The 21,842-nt window shown below is 57.3% G+C and carries 20 protein-coding genes; 18 read left to right on the top strand and 2 right to left on the bottom strand.

Annotation, left to right across the window (positions count from 1 at the left end; all coding sequences use genetic code 11):
- Positions 1–18 precede the first annotated feature (18 nt).
- The 5 genes from N655_RS0105245 (at position 19) to hpnI (ending at position 4,081) form a co-directional block, all read left to right on the top strand.
- Positions 19–759 carry a MotA/TolQ/ExbB proton channel family protein gene (locus tag N655_RS0105245; protein WP_026442138.1) on the top strand — a complete coding sequence of 247 codons (741 nt, stop codon included), beginning with the start codon at positions 19–21 and terminating at the stop codon, positions 757–759.
- A gap of 107 nt (positions 760–866) precedes the next feature.
- Positions 867–1,304, top strand: a complete 438-nt coding sequence (locus N655_RS0105240; protein WP_026442137.1) for an ExbD/TolR family protein — start codon at positions 867–869, stop codon at positions 1,302–1,304.
- Positions 1,305–1,336: 32 nt separating this feature from the next.
- A complete protein-coding gene (locus N655_RS0105235) occupies positions 1,337–1,774 on the top strand; it encodes an ExbD/TolR family protein (RefSeq protein ID WP_026442136.1) in 438 nt (145 codons plus the stop codon).
- A 223-nt stretch (positions 1,775–1,997) separates the two neighbouring features.
- Entirely contained in the window at positions 1,998–2,834 is an 837-nt protein-coding gene (locus tag N655_RS0105230; protein WP_044934029.1) for a tetratricopeptide repeat protein, read from the top strand.
- Between the two features lie 95 nt (positions 2,835–2,929).
- On the top strand, positions 2,930–4,081 hold the full coding sequence (hpnI, locus tag N655_RS0105225; RefSeq protein ID WP_026442134.1) for a bacteriohopanetetrol glucosamine biosynthesis glycosyltransferase HpnI: 1,152 nt from the start codon (positions 2,930–2,932) through the stop codon (positions 4,079–4,081).
- A gap of 89 nt (positions 4,082–4,170) precedes the next feature.
- Here the strand turns inward: hpnI and N655_RS17460 are convergent, their stop codons facing one another.
- The gene (locus N655_RS17460) at positions 4,171–5,880 is read right to left on the bottom strand and encodes an ArnT family glycosyltransferase (protein ID WP_044934027.1); all 1,710 of its coding nucleotides are present in this window, start codon (positions 5,878–5,880) and stop codon (positions 4,171–4,173) included.
- Positions 5,881–6,162: 282 nt separating this feature from the next.
- Here N655_RS17460 and N655_RS0105215 point away from each other — a divergent pair, with 282 nt between their 5' ends.
- From N655_RS0105215 to N655_RS0105160, 12 genes are read left to right on the top strand one after another with little or no spacing between them, the layout of a single operon-like run.
- The gene (locus N655_RS0105215; RefSeq protein ID WP_026442133.1) at positions 6,163–7,035 is read left to right on the top strand and encodes a cytochrome c3 family protein; all 873 of its coding nucleotides are present in this window, start codon (positions 6,163–6,165) and stop codon (positions 7,033–7,035) included.
- Positions 7,032–10,175 (top strand): TAT-variant-translocated molybdopterin oxidoreductase, encoded by a 3,144-nt coding sequence (locus tag N655_RS0105210; RefSeq protein WP_081823582.1) that lies wholly within the window; start codon positions 7,032–7,034, stop codon positions 10,173–10,175. The genes N655_RS0105215 and N655_RS0105210 overlap by 4 nt, the downstream gene beginning before the upstream one ends.
- A gap of 14 nt (positions 10,176–10,189) precedes the next feature.
- The gene (gene nrfD / locus N655_RS0105205) at positions 10,190–11,611 is read left to right on the top strand and encodes an NrfD/PsrC family molybdoenzyme membrane anchor subunit (RefSeq protein WP_044934025.1); all 1,422 of its coding nucleotides are present in this window, start codon (positions 10,190–10,192) and stop codon (positions 11,609–11,611) included.
- The gene (locus tag N655_RS0105200; protein WP_044934023.1) at positions 11,611–12,156 is read left to right on the top strand and encodes a DUF3341 domain-containing protein; all 546 of its coding nucleotides are present in this window, start codon (positions 11,611–11,613) and stop codon (positions 12,154–12,156) included. Before nrfD ends, N655_RS0105200 begins: the two co-directional genes overlap by 1 nt.
- A 4-nt stretch (positions 12,157–12,160) precedes the next feature.
- Positions 12,161–12,967, top strand: a complete 807-nt coding sequence (locus N655_RS17455; protein WP_238324505.1) for a c-type cytochrome — start codon at positions 12,161–12,163, stop codon at positions 12,965–12,967.
- 9 nt (positions 12,968–12,976) lie between these two features.
- Positions 12,977–14,260: a hypothetical protein gene (locus N655_RS0105190; protein WP_044934021.1), complete on the top strand. Its 1,284-nt coding sequence runs from the start codon at positions 12,977–12,979 to the stop codon at positions 14,258–14,260.
- Positions 14,247–14,927 carry a hypothetical protein gene (locus tag N655_RS0105185; protein WP_044934019.1) on the top strand — a complete coding sequence of 227 codons (681 nt, stop codon included), beginning with the start codon at positions 14,247–14,249 and terminating at the stop codon, positions 14,925–14,927. The genes N655_RS0105190 and N655_RS0105185 overlap by 14 nt, the downstream gene beginning before the upstream one ends.
- A gap of 49 nt (positions 14,928–14,976) precedes the next feature.
- Entirely contained in the window at positions 14,977–15,891 is a 915-nt protein-coding gene (locus N655_RS17450) for an SCO family protein (RefSeq protein ID WP_044934017.1), read from the top strand.
- A gap of 6 nt (positions 15,892–15,897) precedes the next feature.
- Positions 15,898–16,956 (top strand): cytochrome c oxidase subunit II, encoded by a 1,059-nt coding sequence (gene coxB, locus N655_RS17445; RefSeq protein WP_349509467.1) that lies wholly within the window; start codon positions 15,898–15,900, stop codon positions 16,954–16,956.
- Positions 16,953–18,617: a cytochrome c oxidase subunit I gene (locus N655_RS0105170; RefSeq protein ID WP_026442127.1), complete on the top strand. Its 1,665-nt coding sequence runs from the start codon at positions 16,953–16,955 to the stop codon at positions 18,615–18,617. The genes coxB and N655_RS0105170 overlap by 4 nt, the downstream gene beginning before the upstream one ends.
- Complete coding sequence (locus N655_RS0105165) at positions 18,610–19,362, top strand: cytochrome c oxidase subunit 3 family protein (protein ID WP_026442126.1); 753 nt, start codon at positions 18,610–18,612, stop codon at positions 19,360–19,362. Before N655_RS0105170 ends, N655_RS0105165 begins: the two co-directional genes overlap by 8 nt.
- A gap of 10 nt (positions 19,363–19,372) precedes the next feature.
- The gene (locus N655_RS0105160) at positions 19,373–19,711 is read left to right on the top strand and encodes a cytochrome C oxidase subunit IV family protein (RefSeq protein ID WP_026442125.1); all 339 of its coding nucleotides are present in this window, start codon (positions 19,373–19,375) and stop codon (positions 19,709–19,711) included.
- A 53-nt stretch (positions 19,712–19,764) separates the two neighbouring features.
- Here N655_RS0105160 and N655_RS0105155 read toward each other — a convergent pair whose 3' ends face one another.
- On the bottom strand, positions 19,765–20,349 hold the full coding sequence (locus N655_RS0105155) for a DinB family protein (protein ID WP_238324503.1): 585 nt from the start codon (positions 20,347–20,349) through the stop codon (positions 19,765–19,767).
- A 15-nt stretch (positions 20,350–20,364) separates the two neighbouring features.
- On the opposite strand from N655_RS0105155, the gene N655_RS0105150 reads away from it, so the two are divergent.
- Entirely contained in the window at positions 20,365–21,783 is a 1,419-nt protein-coding gene (locus N655_RS0105150; protein ID WP_026442123.1) for a deoxyribodipyrimidine photo-lyase, read from the top strand.
- Positions 21,784–21,842: the final 59 nt, after the last annotated feature.

Below are 21,842 nucleotides of genomic sequence, written 5' to 3'. Positions count from 1 at the left end.
CGCAGGAGGAAGATTTCAGTGATTCTCGCTCAACTTACACATGCAGTAGCTCACCCGGCTTCTCTGGCATTTTTTCAGGAGCAGACGGTAGGTTTCAGCCCCCTCGAACTTTGGGGCAACATGGGATGGCTGGCCCGTGGCGTCGTCATCATCCTGTTCATTATGTCCATCTGGTCGCTGGCCGTCATGATCGACCGCTGGCTGTATTTCGGTGCTGCCCGCAAGCAGTCGCGTGAGTTTGCTCCTCGGGTTGCTGGCGCGCTCAAGGAGGGTAAGCTCGACGAGGCCGTCAAGATTGCTGACCGCAACAAGAAGTCCCACCTGGCTGAAGTTGTCACGGCCGGACTTCAGGAGTTCCGCAGCTTCGGGACCGGAGGCGCTGTGACCGAGGAGCAGATTGAATCCTCCAAGCGTGCCCTGGAGCGGGCCGAAGCCATTGTGCATGCCAAGCTGAAGCGCGGTTTGGGTGGTCTGGCCACCATCGGTTCCACCGCCCCCTTCATCGGTCTCTTCGGTACGGTCGTCGGTATTCTGAACGCTTTCCGCCAGATTGCTACCCAGAAGACCTCGGGCATCGGTGCTGTGGCCGGCGGTATCTCTGAGGCCCTGGTCACCACTGCTTTCGGACTGCTGGTTGCCATTCCTGCCGTGATGACGTTCAACTACTTCACCAATAAGGTGGAGGCCTTTGACGTCGAAATGGACAACTCCTCAAGCGAACTGATTGATTACTTCCTGAAGCAGAGCGGCCGTCGCTGATTGGCCTTTTGCCGGAAGGCGGGAATCCTGCGCTGTGGGCGGAGCGGTCCTCCGCTTCGCCCTCTGGCGGTTTTTCCTGAAGGGAAGTACATCAACGGAGCATAAAAATGGCGATAGTTGTTAGAGACGAAGGCAGGAAGGTCAACTCCAACATCAACGTCACCCCCATGGTGGACGTGATGCTGGTGCTCCTGATTATTTTCATGGTCATCACCCCCATGCTGCAAAATAAGGTCAATGTGGACCTGGTCAAGTCAGAGAATGCCATTGCAATGCCTGATGCCGACCATGAAGATGCAGTCGTGGTGGCTGTGACCCGCGACAGCAAGGTCTTCCTGGGACAGAACCAGGTCTCTCTCTCAGACCTCGGCCCCAAGGTCAATGACCTGCTGCAAAACAAAATAAACAAAATGGTATATTTCCGCGCAGATGCGCGCGCCCATTACGGCACAGTCATGGATGCCATTGATGCCGTGCGTACCTCGGGTGTGGAACAGGTGGGTCTGTTGACCGAACAGCGCACAAACCAGATTGGCGGCCAATGATTCCGGCTGCTGTGGAAATGAGGATTTGACTTATGGCAATGGGAAGTGGCTCCGGTCCGGGTGGACTGAATGCTGATATTAATGTGACCCCGTTGATTGACGTTCTGCTGGTACTGCTGATCATCTTTATGGTGATTGTGCCGGTCACGCCGCATGGTCTGGAGGCGCAAGTGCCCCAGCCGCCGAAGAACCCCAACCAGCAGAAAGAAAATGATCTGAATATCGTTGTTTCGATTGTTACGCATGGCGGTGGACAGCCAACGTATATGATCAATCAGGATACGGTTCCCAAGGCTGACCTGCAGAACCGTCTCAACGCAATCTTCTCCATCCGCGCAGAAAAGGTCATCTTTATCAAAGGCGATCCGGACCTGAACTATTCCGAGGTGGCGGAGATCGTGGACATGGCCCGTGGACTGGGAATTGATCACATCGGTCTGGTCACACCCAAGATTGCGGCTGGCCAGTAATGGCCTTGCCTCCATCGCCAGGGGTTTGCCATTCCGTGGAAAGCAATTACAATCACAGCGCAGAGAGAGTCCCTTGCGTTCCTCTTTGCGTTGCGGAAGCGGGAGCCGCCCATGTCCTCAGGGCGATCAAGGGGCACCGGGCGACGGCCGCAGGGCTGGTTCAGGAAATGCACCGTCCGCACATGCAGGCAATCAGGCGATTCATAAGGAGATGAGAGACAGAATGAAACGACTCGCACATATTCCGGCCACGGCGGCGGCTTTCCTGGCGTTGCTGACCATGATGACCGGGTGCAACCGCCTCAAGGCTCGCGACCAGTTGAACAAAGGCGTCGCCGCTTATAAAAATGCCAAATATGAAGAGGCCATCAGCCACTTCCAGAACGCGGTGAATCTGGATCCGACTCTTCCCATGGCGCGTCTCTACCTGGCCACTGCCTATGCCCAGCAGGTTGTTCCCGATCTGAAGACTCCGGAGAACCTGAAAAACGCCAACCTTGCCATTCAGGGCTTTCAGGACGTTCTGGCGAAAGACCCGAAAGACGTCAGCAGTCTGAAGGGAATCGCCAGTCTTTACTTCCAGATTGACGAGTTTGATAAGGCCAAGGAATGGCAGCAGAAGGTACTGGCTGTGGACCCGCAGGATGCTGAAGCCGCTTATACCATTGGCGTGATTGACTGGGGCGTGGCCCACAAGAATCAGGTCGCCGCCCTTTCCGCCGTTGGCCTGCAGGACCAGGGCGATGGTAACCCCAAGATGCCAAAGGCCGCCTGCCAGAAGCTCGCCGAGCAAAATGGTCCTTTGGTCAGCGAAGGTCTGCAGTATCTGCAAAAGGCGCTTGATATCCGGCCGAACTATGACGACGCCATGGCCTACATGAACCTGATGTATCGCCAGAAGGCCAACCTGGAATGCGGTAACGACCAGGCCCGCAAGGAAGATATTGCGCAGGCTGATCAATGGCGTGAAAAGGCGATGGGTACCCGTAAAGCCAACGAAGAGAAAAAGAACAACACCCCCGGCGGTATCGTTATGGACAGCCAGGGCAACATGAAGTAACGCCCATCGTTTCAAGAGATTTTTCTTGTGCGGCCTCCTCGTTCCGGAGGCCGTTTCCTTTTTCAACCGGACGGATGCTTGTACACTGACTTTTCATGCTCGCCGTTTTGGTTGAAAGCATCACCACCCTTCTTGCTTTGTGCGGAATGGGATTTTATTTTGCAGCACTGTGGAGCGCCCGCTCATTTGTGCACAGAAAGCGTCGGAAAGACGATGCCTTCCACCCGCCGGTCAGTATTCTGAAGCCTCTCAAGGGATTTGATCCCGACATGTATGCTGCCTTTGCAAGCCATTGCCGTCAGCAGTACTCTGGCGAATACGAAATTCTTTTTGGAGTGAATTCCCTCGAAGACCCCGCAGTTGCGGCCGTCGAACGGCTCAGGGTCGAATTTCCCCAGACCCAGATTCGCCTGATGGTTACGCCGGAAATCCTGGGCCCAAACGGAAAAGTCAGCAATCTGGCCCAGATGCTCTCTCAGGCACGGCATCCATACATTGTCATCAATGACAGCGATATCCGGGTTTCTCCCTATTACCTGTCTCGCGTCATGGCCCCTTTTCAGGACCCAAAGGTGGGATTGGTTACGGCCCTTTACCGTGGTCGCGCTCATCGAACGGTCTGGTCCAAAATCGAATCTCTGGGCATTGCTACGGACTTCGCCGCGGGAGTGCTGACAGCACGCAAACTCGAAGGTGGCGTCCGTTTTGGATTGGGTTCTACGTTGGCCCTTTCCCGGGCAGCGCTCGACGCCATTGGTGGGCTGCTTCCCTTGGTCGAGTATCTGGCTGACGATTATGAGGTCGGCGCACGGATTGCTGCAAAGATGTTCCAGGTGGAGCTGTGCGACGAGGTCGTCGAGACCGCGGTCCCTGCCTACAGCTTCCGTCAATTCTGGCAGCACCAGTTGCGCTGGGCGCGAGGAATGCGCGATTCGCGCAAGCGGGGATATGCCGGCGTCCTGTTTACGTTCGGGCTGCCCTGGGCGCTCCTCAATGTCCTCGCTTCAGGTGCAGATCTTTTTAGCATCGCGCTGCTCAGCATGGTGCTGGCCGCTCGTGTCCTGCTGGCCCTGGCGGTCGGAGTGGGAGTGCTTCGGGACCGAGCTGTCCTGCGCGATCTCTGGCTGCTTCCGCTTCGCGATCTTCTGGCACTTTGCGTCTGGGTCTGGAGCTATGCGGGAGACACCGTCACATGGCGCGGCCAGCAGTTCCATCTGAACCAGGGAAAGCTCATCGCGCGTCCCTGATGGCAGGAAACAGGGTGTCTCCTTTGCGTGTCAATTTTCCGGCTTTCGCCTGTGCCCGTTGCGCCTTTCCTGTCGTCCCTTAGGTGGGCCTAGAATTCAGCGCCGTGAGAGCTGGGCTGGTTGCTCAGCACTTCTTTTCCTCCACTGCGGCCCAGAACAAAAACAGGCTGCGGCAAAGCAGGCGCCTGATCGATAGGTGTCCAAAGAAAGATGCGCTGCTGGCCGTTCCAGAGCTGTTCTAACGCGGACAGGTCCATGCCCTGCTGGGTCTGGTCCCCGCCTTCTGTGTCCAGCACCCGGATCGGCCGCCGCAGATAAAACGCCATCGAGGATGCGCTTTCCAGCGGGCCATGGATGATGACCTGATCGGAAGTCTCCATTTCCGGCCGGATTGCATTGGCCAGAATCTGAGAAGAGACAGCCGGGGACAGCGTGTTTATGGCCAGATGGGCCGCAATCAGAAAGGCCACAACGGTGCCGGTCAGAAAGCAATTGGCCAATCCCGCCCTCTTTTTCCGGCGAAAGTAAAGATTCGCAGTCAGCCCGATGAGCAGAGCAGCGGTCGTGATGGTGAACGGTACTCGGAAGGCACCCAGTGCACGCAGGGTCAGGTCAAAGAAGTGTCCGAAAAAAAGACGATGACTGCGCGAAACCTGCTGCAGAAATGCAGAAACATCGGTACCAACCGGCAGAGGTGGAAAGGTAGCAGCAAAGATGGCTGAGGCAATGGCTGCCAACACGCCAACGAAAAACAGGGCCCAGGCCGTAATCTCCGCTGCCCGGGAAGGAGCAGCCTCATCCTCTGCCAGCCAGCCTCCGGCGAGCAGCGCCAACGGAGGCAGTGCTGGAAGAAGGTAGTATTCCTGCCGGAAGGAAAAGCTGAAAAAGAGCATCACGACTGCCACCCAAATCGCCAGCAACAGAAGCGCATTCTGCCGCGCAGAGCGCAGACGTGCCAGCATCTTGAGGGCGAAGATGCACCACGGAGCAAGAAAGAGCAGCAGGAGCAGCCAGAAAATCCATAAGGGGACACTGTCATGTCCTGAGGAAGGATGATTGCGACCCAGATAGAGCAGGAAGTGTCCGTGAACAAAGTAGTCGCGCAGAAAAGTAGAGTTTCTCCTTGCCGCTAGCACGTGCCAAGGCAACGCTGCGAGAAGAAAAATCAATGTTCCGGCCAGCGGATGCCAGCGCCGTAGATGGCGCATATTTTTTGTCGCCCCCAGAAATACGAGGACGATGACGACCGGGAAAATCACACCCGGAAGGCCCATGGTCAGCACGCCCAGCGCGCAGCAAAGAGCAAAGCCGCCGGCAGAGACCAGTGAGGGACGGTCTTCTTGGAGCGACTTCCAGAAAAAAGAGATGCTGAGTGTCAGCCATAGACACAGCGGGGTCTCCGGCAGCAGCATGTGTGCAAACCCAAAGATTCCGCTAGCGGTCAGCAGGCATATGGCCGCATAAGCGCCTGCCTTGGAGATCCCAAACAGGCTGCGTCCCAGAGAGAATTCTGCAAGAAACAAGGCCAGTGCAAAAAAAGCAAGGGGCACACGGGCGGCCCAGGTCGAGACGCCAAAGAAGCGGAAACTGAGGGCGATGCTCCACGGAAGCAGCGGCGGCACTTCATTGCAGGGTGCTCCATTCAGATGAAACGTGGTCCAGTCATGGGAGACGAGGATTTCCCTGGCAATTTCTGCATGGGTGGCATCCACGCCATCAAAAAGCGGCGGCCGCACGAGCGTGAAAGAGCCATAGAGCAGAAGCCACAACCCGGCAATGGGAAAAAGGAAGCGTTTCATCTTCAGCGTTCAGAGTACAGCGGATGAGGCCGCCCTGCACAGCAGACACAATCACAATTTCTTTTCTCGCGAATAGAGAACTCTTGCCTGAATTAAGCATTCATAAAAATTTTTTGCTGCAGAATACACTGGTTGACTCCAAAGAGACTTGCGAAGAGTGCCCTGCCGACACTATAGTGTTGCTTCAAAAAATTTAGACACAATTCGATGCACGAAAATTTACGGGCATAAACGCTTAACCCCTGCCATCCATCAGGGACTGACGAGGAAACAGGAACATACATGGCGCAGATTTTTGACCGCAGCTCAAACGCACTGGCGCGCATGAGCCTGGTCTTAACGGGACTGATTGTCATCGCTTTGGGTATCACGCTGGATGAATGGCAAAGATCACCATGGTGGACCCGTCAGGGACAGAGGGCCGACCAGCCTGTGCCTTTTAGCCACAAGCATCATGTGCAGGGACTTGGGCTGCAGTGCCAGTACTGTCACACGTCGGTAGAAAACTCCAGCTACGCCGGCATTCCTCCAACCAAGACCTGCATCAATTGTCACGCCCAGATCTGGACCAATGCTGAGTTGCTGGAACCAGTGCGGCAGAGCTGGGCCACGCAGGAGTCAATTGTCTGGACGAAAGTGCACGACCTTCCCGATTTTGTCTACTTCAATCACGAAATCCATGTGAACAAAGGCATCGGCTGCTCCACCTGTCACGGCAGAGTGGATGAAATGCCGATTATGTATCAGCAGAACACCCTGCAAATGGAGTGGTGCCTGAACTGCCACCGCAATCCAGCGGCCAACCTGCGGCCGACCAGTGAGATTTACAACATGGCCTGGACGGGTCCCAGTAGTCTCAAGCCGGTATGGTGCGCAGTCAGGCAGCAGGCGCAGACCGGTGTGCCCACGGGCCAGGACGTGACATGTACGGAGACGGACCCGGGCCGCGGCAATGGCGCAGAGGTGGCCTCTCTTCAGATGCCCGCTGGGCTTCATGCCCAGACGGCCGTCAGTGATGCGGCTGCTATGGGAGTTCCCGCCACCCTGAATTACAAGAAGTTCACCAGTCAGGAAGAGCTGGGTAAGTTCCTGATTGCGCAATACCACATTCGCAATCCGCGTGAGCTGTCGAGCTGTGAGGTTTGCCATCGATGAAGGACCCGCAGTTCATTCCCGCTTTTGAAGACCAGAAACGCGAGCCACAAATGAGCCAGAACGGAAAACATCAAGAGGGAGTGGTGCCAACCAGTAAGGGGCTGACGCTGGAAGAAGTCCGCGCCAGGCTCAACGGAAAGACTGGCCGGAAGTATTGGCGCAGTCTGGAAGAGTTGGCCGACACTCCGGAATTCCACCAGATGCTGGAGCGCGAGTTTCCAAAGCAGGCCTCCGAGTGGATTGATTCGGTCTCGCGCCGCGGCTTTCTCAAAATGGCGGGTGCCTCGCTGGCCCTGGCCGGCCTGGCTGGATGCACCAAGCAGCCGGATGAGCCGATTTATCCCTATGTGAAAGCGCCGGAAGATCTGATTCTGGGCAAACCCATGTACTTTGCCACGGCCTTTCCGTTTTCCACCGGTGCAGTCCCCGTGCTGGTGAAAAGCGATGCCTTTCGGCCGATCAAGATTGACGGCAATCCGGAGCATCCTTACGTGCAGGGTGGTTCAGACCCCATGACGCAGGCCACGCTGCTCGACCTGTATGATCCGGACCGCTCGCAGCATGTCACCTATCGTGGAGAGACGCGCACCTGGGGTGCTTTCCAGGCGGCATGGCGCGCCTTTCTTGCGGACAAGAAGTCCTCCGGGGGCCAGGGCATCTATCTGCTGAGCAGCACGATTACTTCACCTACATTGGCGGCGCAGTGGAAGAAAGCGCAGGCGGCCTATCCCAACGCCCGGCTGGTCCAGTATGATCCTGTGAACCGCGACGCCGCTTATGCTGCATCGAAGGCTGCCTTTGGGGACTACTACGATGCGCAGTACAGGCTCGATGCGGCAGATGTCATCCTCTCGCTCGATGCAGATTTTCTCTCCGGGGCGACCTTCCCTGGATTTCATAAGCTGGCCAAGGACTATGCGAATAAGCGCCGTCTGGATGGCACCACGCAGATGAACCGTCTGTATGTGGTCGAAAGCTGGACGACGACCACCGGGCTCAAGGCCGAGCATCGTCTGGCCCTGCGGGCCAGCGACGTGCCCGCATTTGCTGCTGCGCTTGCCGGCGCTGTGGGTGCAGGAAGCCAGACGGAATTCAACGGTTCTGACGACGCCAGGAAATTTCTTGCTGCCGTGGCCCGGGACTTGAAGGCCAATGCCGGCAGATGCGTCGTCATTCCTGGCGAGCATCAGCCTGCCTCCGTGCACCTGGCCGCAATGGCCATGAACCAGGCGCTGGGGAACGTCAGCAAGACAGTCGTCTATACAGAGACGGTCAATCCGCTGCCATCAATCCAGAATGAAGACCTGAAGTCTCTGGTGGCCGACCTGAATGCAGGCAAGGTGGAATGGCTCGTCATCCTGGACGCCAACCCTGTTTACACGGCGCCCGCCGACCTGAAGTTTGAAGAAGCGATCACACGGGCCGGTACCATCGTCCATCTCGGCTCTCATGTGAATGAGACCGCCGTGCTCGCCCATTGGCACATCAACAGCGCGCATTATCTGGAGAGTTGGTCCGATGCCCGCGCTTATGATGGCACCGTCTCCATTGTGCAGCCTCTGATTGATCCTCTTTATGGAGGCCATACCGCGCATGAAATTGTCCAGGCAATGCTGGACAATCCGGACCTGTCGCCTTACGACGCGGTGCGCGAGAACTGGCGTCCGGTACTTTCTGCCCGCGGCGATTTTGAGTTTAACTGGCGCAAAGCCTTGCATGACGGATGGATTGCCGACACGGCCTTCCCGCCCAGGAACGTGGCAGCAAAGGTGGAGGGCTTGGCGCAGGGCCTTCCTGCGCCGTCCGATGCGCTGGAGCTGGTCTTCCGGCCCGATTACCACCTCTACGACGGGCGTTATGCCAACTTGGGGTGGCTGCAGGAGATTCCGCGTCCGGTGACCAACCTTTCCTGGGACAACGCTGCCCTGATGAGCTACGGTACACTCGGCAAACTTGGCCTGGCGGAACATGATGTCGTGGAAATCAGCGTGGACGGTCTGATGGTGAAGGCGCCAGTCTTGGCGGTTCCCGGACACCCCGACCATTCGATCACGCTGACCCTCGGACAGGGACGCAGCCGCGCCGGGCGAGTGGGCAGCGGCTTTGGCTTTAACGCTTATGCCGTCCGGACCTCGACCTCGCCGCTGTTTAGCACCGGTGCAGACCTGCGCAAGACGGGAGATACATACGAGTTCGCGGTCACCAAAAGCCATTACACCGACCATCGTGCAGTCTTTGTGGGTGGAGACGGCAGCGGTACGCACTCGCTTGAAGGGAACGAGGCAATTGACCGCGCCATCGTCCGTTACGCCACTCTTGAAGAGTTCAAAAAGAACCCCAACTTCGCACATGAGGGCGAGGGTAAGGAAGACCCTGAGCCGGACGAGAGCATGTTCCCGGCCTACCGGTATGACAAAAATGCCTGGGGCATGTCCGTGGACATGAATGCCTGCATCGGCTGCAATGCATGCGTTGTAAGCTGCTATGCGGAAAACAACAACGCCGTGGTCGGCAAGCACCAGGTCAGCGTCGGCCGGATTATGCAGTGGATCCGGATCGATACTTATTTTGAAGGTGATCTCGCGGCCCCGCGAGGACATTTCCAGCCCATGGCCTGTCAGCAGTGTGAAAATGCTCCCTGCGAGCAGGTCTGTCCGGTGGGTGCGACGGTCCACACGCCGGAGGGCCTGAACATGATGGTCTACAACCGCTGCGTGGGGACGCGCTATTGCTCCAACAACTGTCCGTACAAGGTCCGCCGCTTCAATTTCCTGCTCTTTTCTGATTATGAGACGGAGAGCCTGAAACTAATGCGCAATCCGGACGTGACGGTCCGCAGTCGCGGCGTGATGGAGAAGTGCAACTACTGCGTGCAGCGCATCAATGCGGCAAAGATTGAAGCCGACAAGCAGAACCGGGAAATCCGTGACGGCGAAATTATCACGGCATGCCAGCAGGCCTGCCCCACAAACGCGATTGTCTTTGGAAATATCAATGACCGTAACAGCAAGGTGCGCAAGCTCAAGGAGCAGCTGCGCAGCTACGGGGTGCTGGCCGGCAACAATACGCGTCCCCGCACCACATACCTGGCAGAGGTACTCAACATCAATCCTGAACTGGCCGACGGGCTGGAAGCTTAAAGGGCTGGACAGAAATGGCTATCAAGGAACCCATCAACGATCCCATGCTGGACCCGGTCACCGGAGAGATCCGGGTCATTGCTCCCGGGCACACATTCAAGTCGGTTACTGAGAAAGTCTCGCGCATCGTTCTTACCAGCCACACTCCGCTGGGATGGTTTGGCGGTCTGATGATTGCCGGCGGCGGCGTAGCGCTGCTGCTCATCGCCGTCTCCTGGCTCTTTCTGAAAGGCACCGGCATCTGGGGCATTACGATTCCGGTGGCCTGGGGCTTTGCCATTATCAACTTTGTGTGGTGGATCGGTATCGGCCATGCGGGGACCCTGATTTCGGCCATCCTGCTTCTGTTCAAACAGAGCTGGCGCAATTCCATCAACCGCTTCGCCGAGGCCATGACCATTTTTGCTGTGGTCTGCGCCGGTATGTTTCCTCTTATCCATACCGGTCGTCCTTGGCTTGGATACTGGCTCTTTCCGTATCCCAACACCATGAACGTCTGGCCGCAGTTCCGCTCGCCCCTGCTGTGGGACGTCTTTGCGGTCTCGACCTACGCTACCATTTCCGTGGTCTTCTGGTATCTGGGTATGGTGCCAGACCTTGGCACGCTGCGCGACCGCGCCCAATCGAAATTTGCGCAGTTTGTGTATGGTCTGCTCTCGCTCGGCTGGCGCGGCTCGGTCCGCCACTGGACGCGCTACGAGACGGCTTCGTTGCTGCTGGCAGGTCTATCTACGCCGCTCGTGCTTTCCGTGCACAGCGTCATCAGCTTTGACTTCGCAGTGGCGCTGCTTCCGGGCTGGCATACCACGATCTTCCCGCCCTACTTCGTGGCCGGTGCCGTCTACTCCGGCTTTGCCATGGTGATTACCCTGGCCGTGCCCATCCGCAAGTTCTACCATCTTGAAGATCTCATCACGATCCGCCACCTGGACAACATGGGCAAGGTCATGCTTGTCACGGGCCTCATCGTCGCCTACGGCTACTGGATGGAGGTCTTCATGGCCTACTGGTACTCGGCCAGCCGGTGGGAATATTTCATGATGTGGAACCGGATGTTCGGGCCGATGGGCTGGTCGTATTGGGTGCTGATTACCTGCAATATTGCGCTGCCGCAACTGATGTGGCTGCGCAAGTTCCGGCGCAATCCGTCGCTCATGTTCATCATGTCGCTGATTGTGAATACAGGAATGTGGTTTGAACGTTTTGTGATTGTCGTCACCAGCCTGTACCGGGACTATCTGCCTTCTTCCTGGGGGACCTACAAGGCCACGCGCTGGGACTATGCGACCTTTGCCGGGACCCTCGGGCTGTTTACCTTCCTGTTCTTCCTGTTTATCCGCTTCCTGCCCATGATTCCCATGTCTGAGCTGCGTATCCTGCTGCCTCAGGCAAAAATCAAGGCAGGGGCCGAACCACTGCCGGAGGCAGGTGACTGATGTCTTCTGTACGTGAAGGGACTTACGGACTGCTGGCGGAGTTTGATTCGCCCACTGAGCTCGTGCGCGCGGCGCAGGCTGCTTACGATTCCGGATACCGCCGCATGGACTGCTATACGCCATATCCGGTGGAAGAGGCTGCTGCCGCCATTGGATTCCATCGCGATGAGGTCTCCTTGGTCTGTTTGCTGGGCGGTCTGATGGGCATCACCGCCATGTTTTTGATGGAAACCTGGATCTCCGTCTGGGCCTATCCGTTAAATATTGCCGGACGGCCCTACTATTCCTGGCCGGCATTTATCGTGCCTGCCTATGAGTGGACGATCCTGTGGGCAGGCCTCTCGGCCTTTTTCGGGCTCTTTGCTCTCTGTGGCCTGCCGCAACCCTATCATCCGCTGTTCAATGCCCCGAATTTCCGCGGCGGCGCCACATCGGACAAGTTTTTCCTCTGCCTGGAGGCCACGGACCCGAAGTTTGAAGCCGACCAGTCCCGGGCGTTTCTGGAAAGCTTCAGCCCCGTCTCCGTCGTGGAGGTGGAGTATTAAAACCATGAGACAGATCCGCAGCAACAGACGGAAGGGGCTTCTGGCCGCAGGCGTGATGACGCTGCTGGTCGTGCTCGGTGGCTGCCGTCAGGACATGCACAACCAGCCCAAAGAGATTCCGCAGCGCGGCTCGGAATTTTTCGCCGACGGTCGCTCGGTGCGTCCACAGGTCGTCCATACAGTCGCGCGTGGCCAGTTGCAGCAGGATGAATATTTCTATACCGGACTGCTGAATGGCAAAGAGCAGGACATGATGCCCTTTCCGGTCACCATGACCGTGCTCGAACGCGGTCAGGAACGTTTTAATATCTACTGCACTCCCTGCCACTCGCGCGTAGGCAATGGCGACGGCATGATTGTGCAGCGCGGCTATAAGCCGGCCGGCAACTTTCATGATGCGCGGCGTCTGGCTGAGCCGCTCAGCCACTATTTTTATGTGATGACCCATGGCTATGGGGCCATGCCAGACTATGCCGCACAGCTTTCTCCGGAGGACCGCTGGGCCGTGGCTGCCTATATCCGGGCGCTGCAATTGAGCCAGAATGCCAGGCTCTCCGATGTTCCGCAGGGAGAGCAGGTGCACGATCTGGGCCAGATTGCCGAGCGCGAGGGGCTTCCCGCCAGCTTCGCCGGACCGTGGCCCATCGCGCAGGACACCGATGCGCAGGCGCTTCCGGCGCAGGGCATCGTGGCTGGCGCACCTGCTGAGAATGCGAATTCGGTCAACCTGACAGGAAAAACAGAGGGCAACGCTCAAGATTCTGCCAGGAGCCATGCCATGCAAACCACATCATCTGGGCCAAAGCAATAAGGAATGAAGATGGCGCAACACGCAAAAACATTGCCGCACGAACTGGGCGCTCCGGAATTTGTGGACCGCTGGCGCGCACGGGCGCTGGGGATTGGCGCGATTTTCGGCGTCCTCGGGATCCTGCTCGGCTTTCTTGCCGGCGACGGATGGAACCATTTCCTGCGCGCGTGGCTGCACGGGACAATGATCTCCTTCGGCTTCTGCTGCGGCGGAATGGCGCTGCTGATGACGCAGTACCTCTCCGGCGGCAAGTGGGGGCTTCTGGTGCGGCGTCCGCTGGAGGCGATGACGCGCACCCTCCCTCTGGTCTTCCTCTATTTCCTCCCCATCGGCATCTTTGGCATGTCGTTCAAGAAGCTTTACCTCTGGGCGCAATATAATGACGATCCCTGGGGTGCCTGGAAGCAGCACCTGATCACTACGGCCCAGGCCCACAGTATTTATTACAAGCATCCATTGCTGAACCCTGCCACGTTCTGGGCCGTTTCGCTGTTCTGCTTTGCGAGCTGGTGGTTTTATACCCATCTGTTGAATAAATGGTCGCTCCAGCGTGATGCAGATACGGCGCCAAACGTCCCTTACTGGCAGACCAAATTTGAAAACCTCAGCGGCTTTGGTGTTGTGCTCTATGCCCTCACCCTCACGGCCGTTTCCATCTACTGGGTCCTCTCGCTCGACGTCACATGGTATTCGACGGTCTATGGCCTGCAGTTCCTGGTAGGGCAGGCCTATGGAGTGCTTGCGCTGGTCATCCTTACCCTGGTGGGGCTGTCAAAGGCCGAGCCGATCCGCACCGTCATGCGCGTGACCGAACAGCACGACCTGGGCAAGCTTTGCTTTGCCTTCGTCATGCTGAATATTTACCTCGCCTTTGCCTCCTTTCTGATTATCTGGTCTGGAAACTCGCCGGAAGAGATCCCCTGGTATCTGGACCGCATTCGCGGCAACTGGGGAGTCATTGCCACACTCGATGTGGTCTTTCATTGGCTCATTCCCTTTACCTTGCTGCTTTCGCGCGACCTCAAGCGGATCAAGTCGCGGCTCGTCGTCTGCTGCTGCATCATGATCTTCGCCCGCTGCTGGGACATGTTCTGGCTGATTGAGCCGAACTTCAAAGATGCGGCGCGGAACCTGCACTTCAGTGTCGGCATTCTGGAATACGCAACCGTGCCAGTGGCGATGATCGCCTTCTGGATGGCGTACTACTTCACCAACCTCAAGGGCCGTCCGCTGGTGGCAACCAACGACCCGCACCTTGAGGAAATCCTGGAGCCTGAACATGCCCATGCATAACGATGATCTGCGGAAGCACCAGCACAGCACCACCCCGGAGACCCATCATGGCAATCAGTCGCGGGACATGGAGAACTCTGTCCGGGAAGGCTACGAGCTCACTGATGTCAGCGTGCAGGGGGTCTTGGTCTTCTTGCTGGCCATGGCCATTTCCCTGGGGGTCTTTTTTGTCTTCTGCTTCGGTATGGGCAAGGTCATCAACAATGCGCTGATGAAACACGATGGCCCCCCCAACCAATGGAACCGTGCCGGTTATGTAACAGGCAAAGGACGCAATATGGAGTCCAACCCGGCCATTGAGCAGCAGCAGCTCCGGCAGTTGACCCAGTCGTTTCCGACGCCGCGGCTCCAGGGCGATGACGGCGACCGGGACACGGCCGATCTCCACGCCCGCGAAGACCTGCTGCTGGAAAACTACAGCTGGGTGGACCGCTCCAAAGGCACTGTCCGCATCCCCATTGAGCGTGCCATGCAGCTGATTGCACAGCGCGGGCTTCCCGTCGAGTCAAAACAGGAGCAGGCAGCGCCGCTCATGGCAGGAGACCATCCGGTCGAGGTGACCGCCCCGCTCACGGATGGCTTTGCACGCACAGCCTACGAGCAGGAATTGCGCAGTGCAACGATGGCATCGGAGGAGCAGGCTTCCAGTCACACGAACCACGAGTGAAAGGCAAAAGCGAAATCGGAGCAGGAAACGGACTAGCATAGAAGGTTACATGCAGGCACAGACCACAATCCGGAATGTTCAGCGCACCCTGGTGTGGGGACTTGCGCTGCTACTGGGCTTTTCCGCCTGCGCGGCCCGTGCCCAGGTCTCCGCCTACGGCGACAAACAGATGGGTGACAACAGTGCACAGGTGCCCTCTGCGCTGAACCGGGTCAACATCGTGCAGAAGCTCAATACCCGCCTCCCGCTGGAGGCTGAGTTCCACGATGAAACCGGCAAAACTGTGCATCTGGGAGACTACTTCGGCACCCGCCCGGTCATTCTCGCCCTGGTCTATTACAACTGCCCCATGCTCTGCTCCGAAGAGCTTAACGGCCTGGTCGGCGCGCTGGAGATGGTCAAGTTCCGGCCTGGCAAAGACTTCGACGTCGTAGTCGTCAGTATTGATCCCACCGAGACCTACAGCCTGGCGGCGCAAAAGAAGGCCTACTACGTCAAGCGTTACGGACATCCGGAAACCGCAGCAGGCTGGCACTTTCTCACCGGGCAGGAGCCGGCCATCCATGCTCTGGCCGAGGCCACTGGTTTTGGCTACACCCGTGTCCCTGGGCCGGACGGCAGGTTGACCCAGTTCGCCCATGCCAGCGCCATCCAGTTGGTAACGCCGGATGGGCGCATCGCACAGTACTATCTCGGCGTTGAATATTCACCGAAAGACCTGATGTTGGGGCTGGTCGAGGCCTCGCAGCACAAAATCGGCTCTCCGGTGGACAACATTCTCACCTATTGCTATCACTACGATCCCACGCTGAACAGGCACAGTCTGATCATTGCGCGCGTGGTGCAGTTGGCCTGCCTGGTGACCTTGTTCTGTCTCGGTTTGTATTTAGCAATCATGTTCCGGCGCGAAGCAAAACAAAAGCAGCGCCCACAGGTTTCAAGCTGGAAAAACGTGATCGGATAAAAAGGGATGATGCATTACATTAGCCCCGTACTTTGGCAGTTTTTACTCAAGTGGCTCCATCGGCTCCCGCTGTTTCCGCCCGAGGCGTCAAGCATCGCGCCTTACACGGACGAGTTCTACTTTTATCTGCTTCTGATCTCGTTTGTCGGGACTGGCATTGTGGTCGCCATGGTCATCGGCTTCTCCATCCTTTACCGCAAGGAAAGGCATCCGGAGGCCGTACAGATTGAGGGCAACACTCTGCTGGAAGCCACTTGGACCATCGTCCCTCTGGGCCTCTTCCTGATCGCCTTCGTATGGGGTGCGCTCCTGTACTTCCGCATCTATAACCCGCCTACCAACGCCATGAACATCTACATCGTTGGCAAGCAGTGGATGTGGAAGGCCGAACACCCGGGTGGCCAACATGAGATTAATGCGCTGCACGTACCCATCAACCGCCCGGTGCAGCTCACCATGGTCTCTCAGGACGTCTTTCACAGCTTTTCCATTCCGGCCTTCCGCGTCAAACGTGAGGTCATTCCAGGACGTTACACTACCGTCTGGTTTGAAGCCACAAAGCCGGGGACGTATCATCTATTCTGTACCCAGTATTGCGGTACCCTGCATTCCCAGATGATCGGGGAGGTCGTGGCCATGTCTCCGGAGGACTACCAGGCCTGGACGGCCAGCTCCACCAGCGGTTCCTCGCTGGCGCAGAACGGAGAGCGTCTCTTTGCCAGCCTCGGTTGCAATCAGTGCCATTCGGGAAGTCCGGAAGCGCGCGGGCCAAATCTTGCCGGAGTATATGGAGCGAAGATCCAGATGTCCAACGGATCAGTCGTCACTGCCGACGAGGCCTTCCTGCGCGATGTCATCCTGAACCCTACACTGCATCAGGTTGCCGGATATGCCCCGATCATGCCCACCTATCAGGGGCAGGTCAGTGAAGAAGGTCTGATCTCTCTTGTCGAATTCATTAAAAACCTCAATTCGAATTACCGTATTCAGCAGACGCTGAATACCAGCCAGGTCCAGACCGCAGCGCCCGCAGCTGCATCCGGACAAGGAGCGGTGAAGCCATGAGCAGCACAAGTATTGTTCTTCCCGATCAGCAGACCGCGGCCATGCCCCGGCGGTCTTACCTGAACAGCGCCTATGGCCTGAAGAGCTGGCTTCTGACGCTGGACCATAAGCGCATCGCCATCCTGTACCTCATTACCACTTGTTTTTTCTTCACCATCGGAGGAACAGCGGCTGCGTTTATCCGCCTGAACCTGCTCACCCCCGGCGGCGAACTGATGGCGGCCGACACCTACAACAAGGTGTTTTCCATCCACGGCATCATCATGGTCTTCTTCTTTCTGGTGCCGATTGCCCCGGCCGTGCTGGGCAACTTCTGCATTCCGCTCATGATTGGCGCCAAGGACGTCGCCTTTCCACGACTCAACCTGATGAGCTGGTATTTGTTTACTGCCGGCGGCATGATCGAACTCTACGCCATCATCTGGGGCGGGATTGATACGGGCTGGACCTTCACCACCCCCCTCAGTACGCATTACGTGAATACGCACGTCATCGCCGCAACCATGGGCATCTTCGTGGCCGGCTTTTCCTCCATCCTCACCGGCGTCAACTTCATCGTCACCATCCACCGCCTGCGTGCTCCGGGGATGACCTGGTTCCGCCTGCCGCTGTTCATTTGGTCTTATTACGCCACATCGATCATCTTTGTACTGGCCACTCCGGTCATCGCCATCGCCCTCGCGCTCGTTGCGCTGGAGCGCTTCACTGGCATCGGCATCTTTGATCCCGCCAAAGGCGGAGACCCATTGCTCTTCCAGCACCTCTTCTGGTTCTATTCGCACCCTGCCGTGTATGTCATGATCCTTCCCGGCATGGGTATCATGTCCGAAGTAGTGGCCTGTTTCAGCCGCAAGCGCGTCTTTGGATACACTGCGGTCGCCTTCTCTTCTGTGGCCATTGCCGTCTTCAGCTTCTTCGTCTGGGCACACCACATGTTCATCATGGGCATTTCAAACTACTCGGCACTGGTCTTCTCCCTGATGACCATGCTGGTGGCGGTGCCCTCGGCGATCAAAATCTTCAACTGGTCCTCGACGCTCTATAAAGGCTCCATCAGCTTTGACACGCCCATTCTCTATGCCTTCAGCTTTATCGGGCTGTTCACCATTGGCGGGTTGACCGGTGTCTATCTGGCCGCCCTCGGCATGGACATTCATCTGACCGAAACGTACTTTATCGTTGCCCACTTCCACTACGTCATGGTCGGCGGAATGGTCAGCGCACTGATGGCCGGGCTCCACTTCTGGTGGCCCAAGATCACCGGGCGCATGTATCCGGAGATGTTGGGAAGGCTGGCTGCCAGCATTCTGTTCATCGGGTTTAATCTGACCTTCTTCCCCCAGTTCATTCTTGGATACTTGGGGATGCCGCGCCGCTATCACTCCTATCCGCCGGAGTTCCAGGTGCTCAACGTACTTTCGACCGCCGGGGCCTCCATTCTGGCCATTGGCTACATCCTGCCGGCCGTCTATTTCCTGTGGTCGCTCAAGTTTGGAAAAGTAGCAGGATCAAACCCATGGCGCGCTCCCGGACTGGAATGGCAGGTCCAGTCGCCGCCACTGGAAGAGAACTTTACTGAAACGCCAGTCGTGGACTTTGAAGCATATGATTTCGACTGGCTGGCGAAAAAGACAAGCAGCGAGGTGCAGACCGTTGGATAGCCAGGCCATCGCAACCCAGCCCACGTCCTTTCCCGGAGCGCACGGCGAGCATGAGCAGCACTCGCCGCACCTGCGCCATCACTTTGCCACGGTCGACCAGCAGCGCGAGGCCGCGAGCTTTGGCATGTGGCTCTTTCTGCTGACCGAAATCATGTTTTTCGGCGGCATGTTTACCGCCTATCTCATCTACCGTAACTGGTACTACCCCGCTTTCGTTGCTGGCAGCCATCAGCTTTCCATCCTTCTTGGGACCATTAATACGACGGTCCTCATCTGCTCCAGCTTTACGATGGCCATGGGTGTCTACAGCGCAGAAATGAAGCGGCGCAAGGCCCTTCTTGGCTGGCTGGTGGCCACCCTGTGCCTCGGCCTCGTCTTTCTGGGCATTAAAGCCATCGAATATCACGAAAAGTGGGAGCGCCATCACGTCCCCGGGCTGAACTTCAGCATCAATGACTTCACCCATGTAGACCCGAATTATTCCCAGGACAAACCCTTGCCCGTGGACATGGCGGAAAAGACCCAGACCTACTTCTCGCTGTATTTCATGCTGACCGGGGTCCATGCTCTTCATATGCTGGTGGGCATCTCCATCCTGCTGGTGCTGATCTTTCAGGCGTGGCGCGGGATGTATACAACCGGACACATGACCACCATCGAAAACTTCGGGCTGTATTGGCATTTTGTAGATATTGTCTGGATCTTTCTCTTTCCTTTGCTGTATCTGATTAGCCGGCATCAATGAGGATAAAAACATGGCAGAACCAACCCTTCATGACCAGTTAGATCTTGAGCCGACCCGGCATGAACATCACACGGTCGGCCCCAAAGTATACCTCGGCGTCTTTACCGCCCTGCTGGCATTTACTGCGCTCACAGTGGCTGCTTCCTATGCGGAACTGGGTGTCTTCAATGCTGTTGTTGCGCTGGCCATTGCTGTCACCAAGGCCGTACTGGTCATTCTTTTCTTCATGCACATCCGCTACAGTTCACGACTGCTGAAGCTCACGGTGGCCTCCGGCATCTTCACCTTCCTCATTCTCATTACGCTTACGCTGAGCGACTATATCAGCCGTGCCTGGGGGCTCTGGTAAGCCGGCCATCGTCCGAAATGCAGCACAGCGGCCTCCGGGCCGCTGTCCTTGCATCAGGAGGAACTGTGTCCGTTGCATTGCAGTACACCCAGAAAATTAAGAAACGGACCAACATCATCTCGCAGAGAATGGGCCAGGATCCGAGACAGTTGATGAAGATGCGTCAGGTCATGGGCGGTCCAGGTGGCCAGCAGTTGGCCCAGAGTGATCCGGCCCAGGGCCGGATGGTGTCCACAGAGCGCGAGGTCCTCTTTGCGTAAATGCAGCAAGCGCAGATCGTCAAGGTTTCCTCTGCGGAGCCGGGCAAACTCATCCAGAAGCTCTTCCATCGTCCTGCCCTCACATTCCCGAACATGGCCCCAGCGGTCAAAGGCAGGCAGAGGTTTTGTTTCTCCCGATTCCAGGATTGTCCTGAGGCGCGGCATCCAGTTTGTTTTCTCGCCATGAATCAAATGTCCCACCACATCAAAACAGGACATCGTGTTTTCGCCTTCGTTCTGCCGCAACCACGCATCAGGAAGCCCGCGCAAGAAAGCGTCCAGGACTGCGGGCGTCCGGGAAAGAAGCAAAAATGAGTTCTGCAGTTCGTCCATCCTGATGGGATGAGCTTCATCCGACCACGGCTTCGAAAAAATCATCTACCATCTCCAGAGATGGAAAAAAAGGAGAAGCTACCAGAATGGCTAAGGCCCTGGGCCAAAGGTCCCCGCGTTACCGTGCGCAGAGGAGGACCACTCGTACCGGGCGCCAGGTGTGTCGTCTACTGGATGCAGCGTGCGCAGCGGGGAGTGGACAATCCTGCACTCGATCTTGCCATCGCCCTCGGCAATGATCTGGGGCTGCCCGTCATCGTCTTTCTTTCGATCATCTCCAACTATCCTCATGCCAACCTGCGCCATTACACGTTTCTGGCCCAGGGCCTGTCAGATATTGCCGAAGACCTGGCCCAGCGTAACGTGGCCTTTGTCGTACGTCGGCCGCCGGAAAACCAACTGGAGAAGCTGCTTCATGAGCTGGGGGCTGCCGTGCTCGTGGGCGATGAAAACCCCTGCCGTGGACCCGAACGCTGGCGGCAGGTGCTGTCGCGTCGGCTGCATCTGCCTTTTCTTACCGTAGACGCTGATGTTGTAGTGCCTTCCCGCCTCTTTGAAAAGCACTTCTACGCGCTGCACATTTTCCGGCCGCATCTTTATGCCGAGCTCCCTCGTTATCTGGTCAGGCCGTCCCAGGAAAAGGCCCTTCACGAATGGAAGCGCCCCTCAGGATTCTCATCGTGGGACCTCCGCGGTGACATTACTGAAGGATGGAAGGACTTCGATCGTTCTGTAACTCCAGTAGATACATTTACCGGAGGCACACACGCGGCCCTCCGCCGCCTGCACCAGTTTGTATCCGAAGGACTGCGCGATTACCCAAAGCTGCGCAATCATCCCGAGTGGGACGGCACCAGCCGTCTTTCCCCCTACCTGCACTTCGGTCACATCAGCCCTGTCACGATTGCGCTGGCCGCACAGCAGGCGGTCACGGACGGCAAGGCCCCGCAGCAGGCCTACGATGTGTTCATCAATGAGCTGATAGGCTGGCGCGAGCTTTCCGTGAACTTCGTAAGACATGTTTCCGCCTATGATTCCTTCGATTGTGCTCCGGACTGGGCCAGGAAGACCCTGCGTGAGCATGCCCGCGACAAACGCCCGTATGTGTACTCTCTGGAAGAGATGGAGCAGGCGCAGACGCACGATGAGCTCTGGAATGCAGCACAGATGCAGATGGTCCGGCACGGATGGATGCACAACTACATGCGCATGTACTGGGCCAAGAAGATTCTTGAGTGGTCGCCCTCTCCCGAGCTGGCGTATGAATATGCTGTCCTTTTGAATGACAAATATGAGCTGGACGGCCGCGATCCCAATGGATATGCGGGCATCGCCTGGGCCATTGCCGGGGTTCATGACCGCCCCTGGTTTGAGCGGCCAGTTTTTGGCACCATCCGGTACATGTCCGGCGGATCAACAGGAAGAAAGTTCAATTCCCGGCAATATATCAACAACGTGGTCTCGGGCAGGCAGCTTTGACGTTGCCCGCTCTTGCAGGTCTGCGTTCTGACAAAAGCCACAACCATCCATATCGTGTG

Source organism: Pseudacidobacterium ailaaui (assembly GCF_000688455.1).
In the GTDB taxonomy this organism is placed as follows: Bacteria; Acidobacteriota; Terriglobia; order Terriglobales; family Acidobacteriaceae; genus Pseudacidobacterium; species Pseudacidobacterium ailaaui.
Note: the sequence above shows the minus strand (reverse complement) of the source record. Positions and strands in the feature narration are given on the sequence as shown.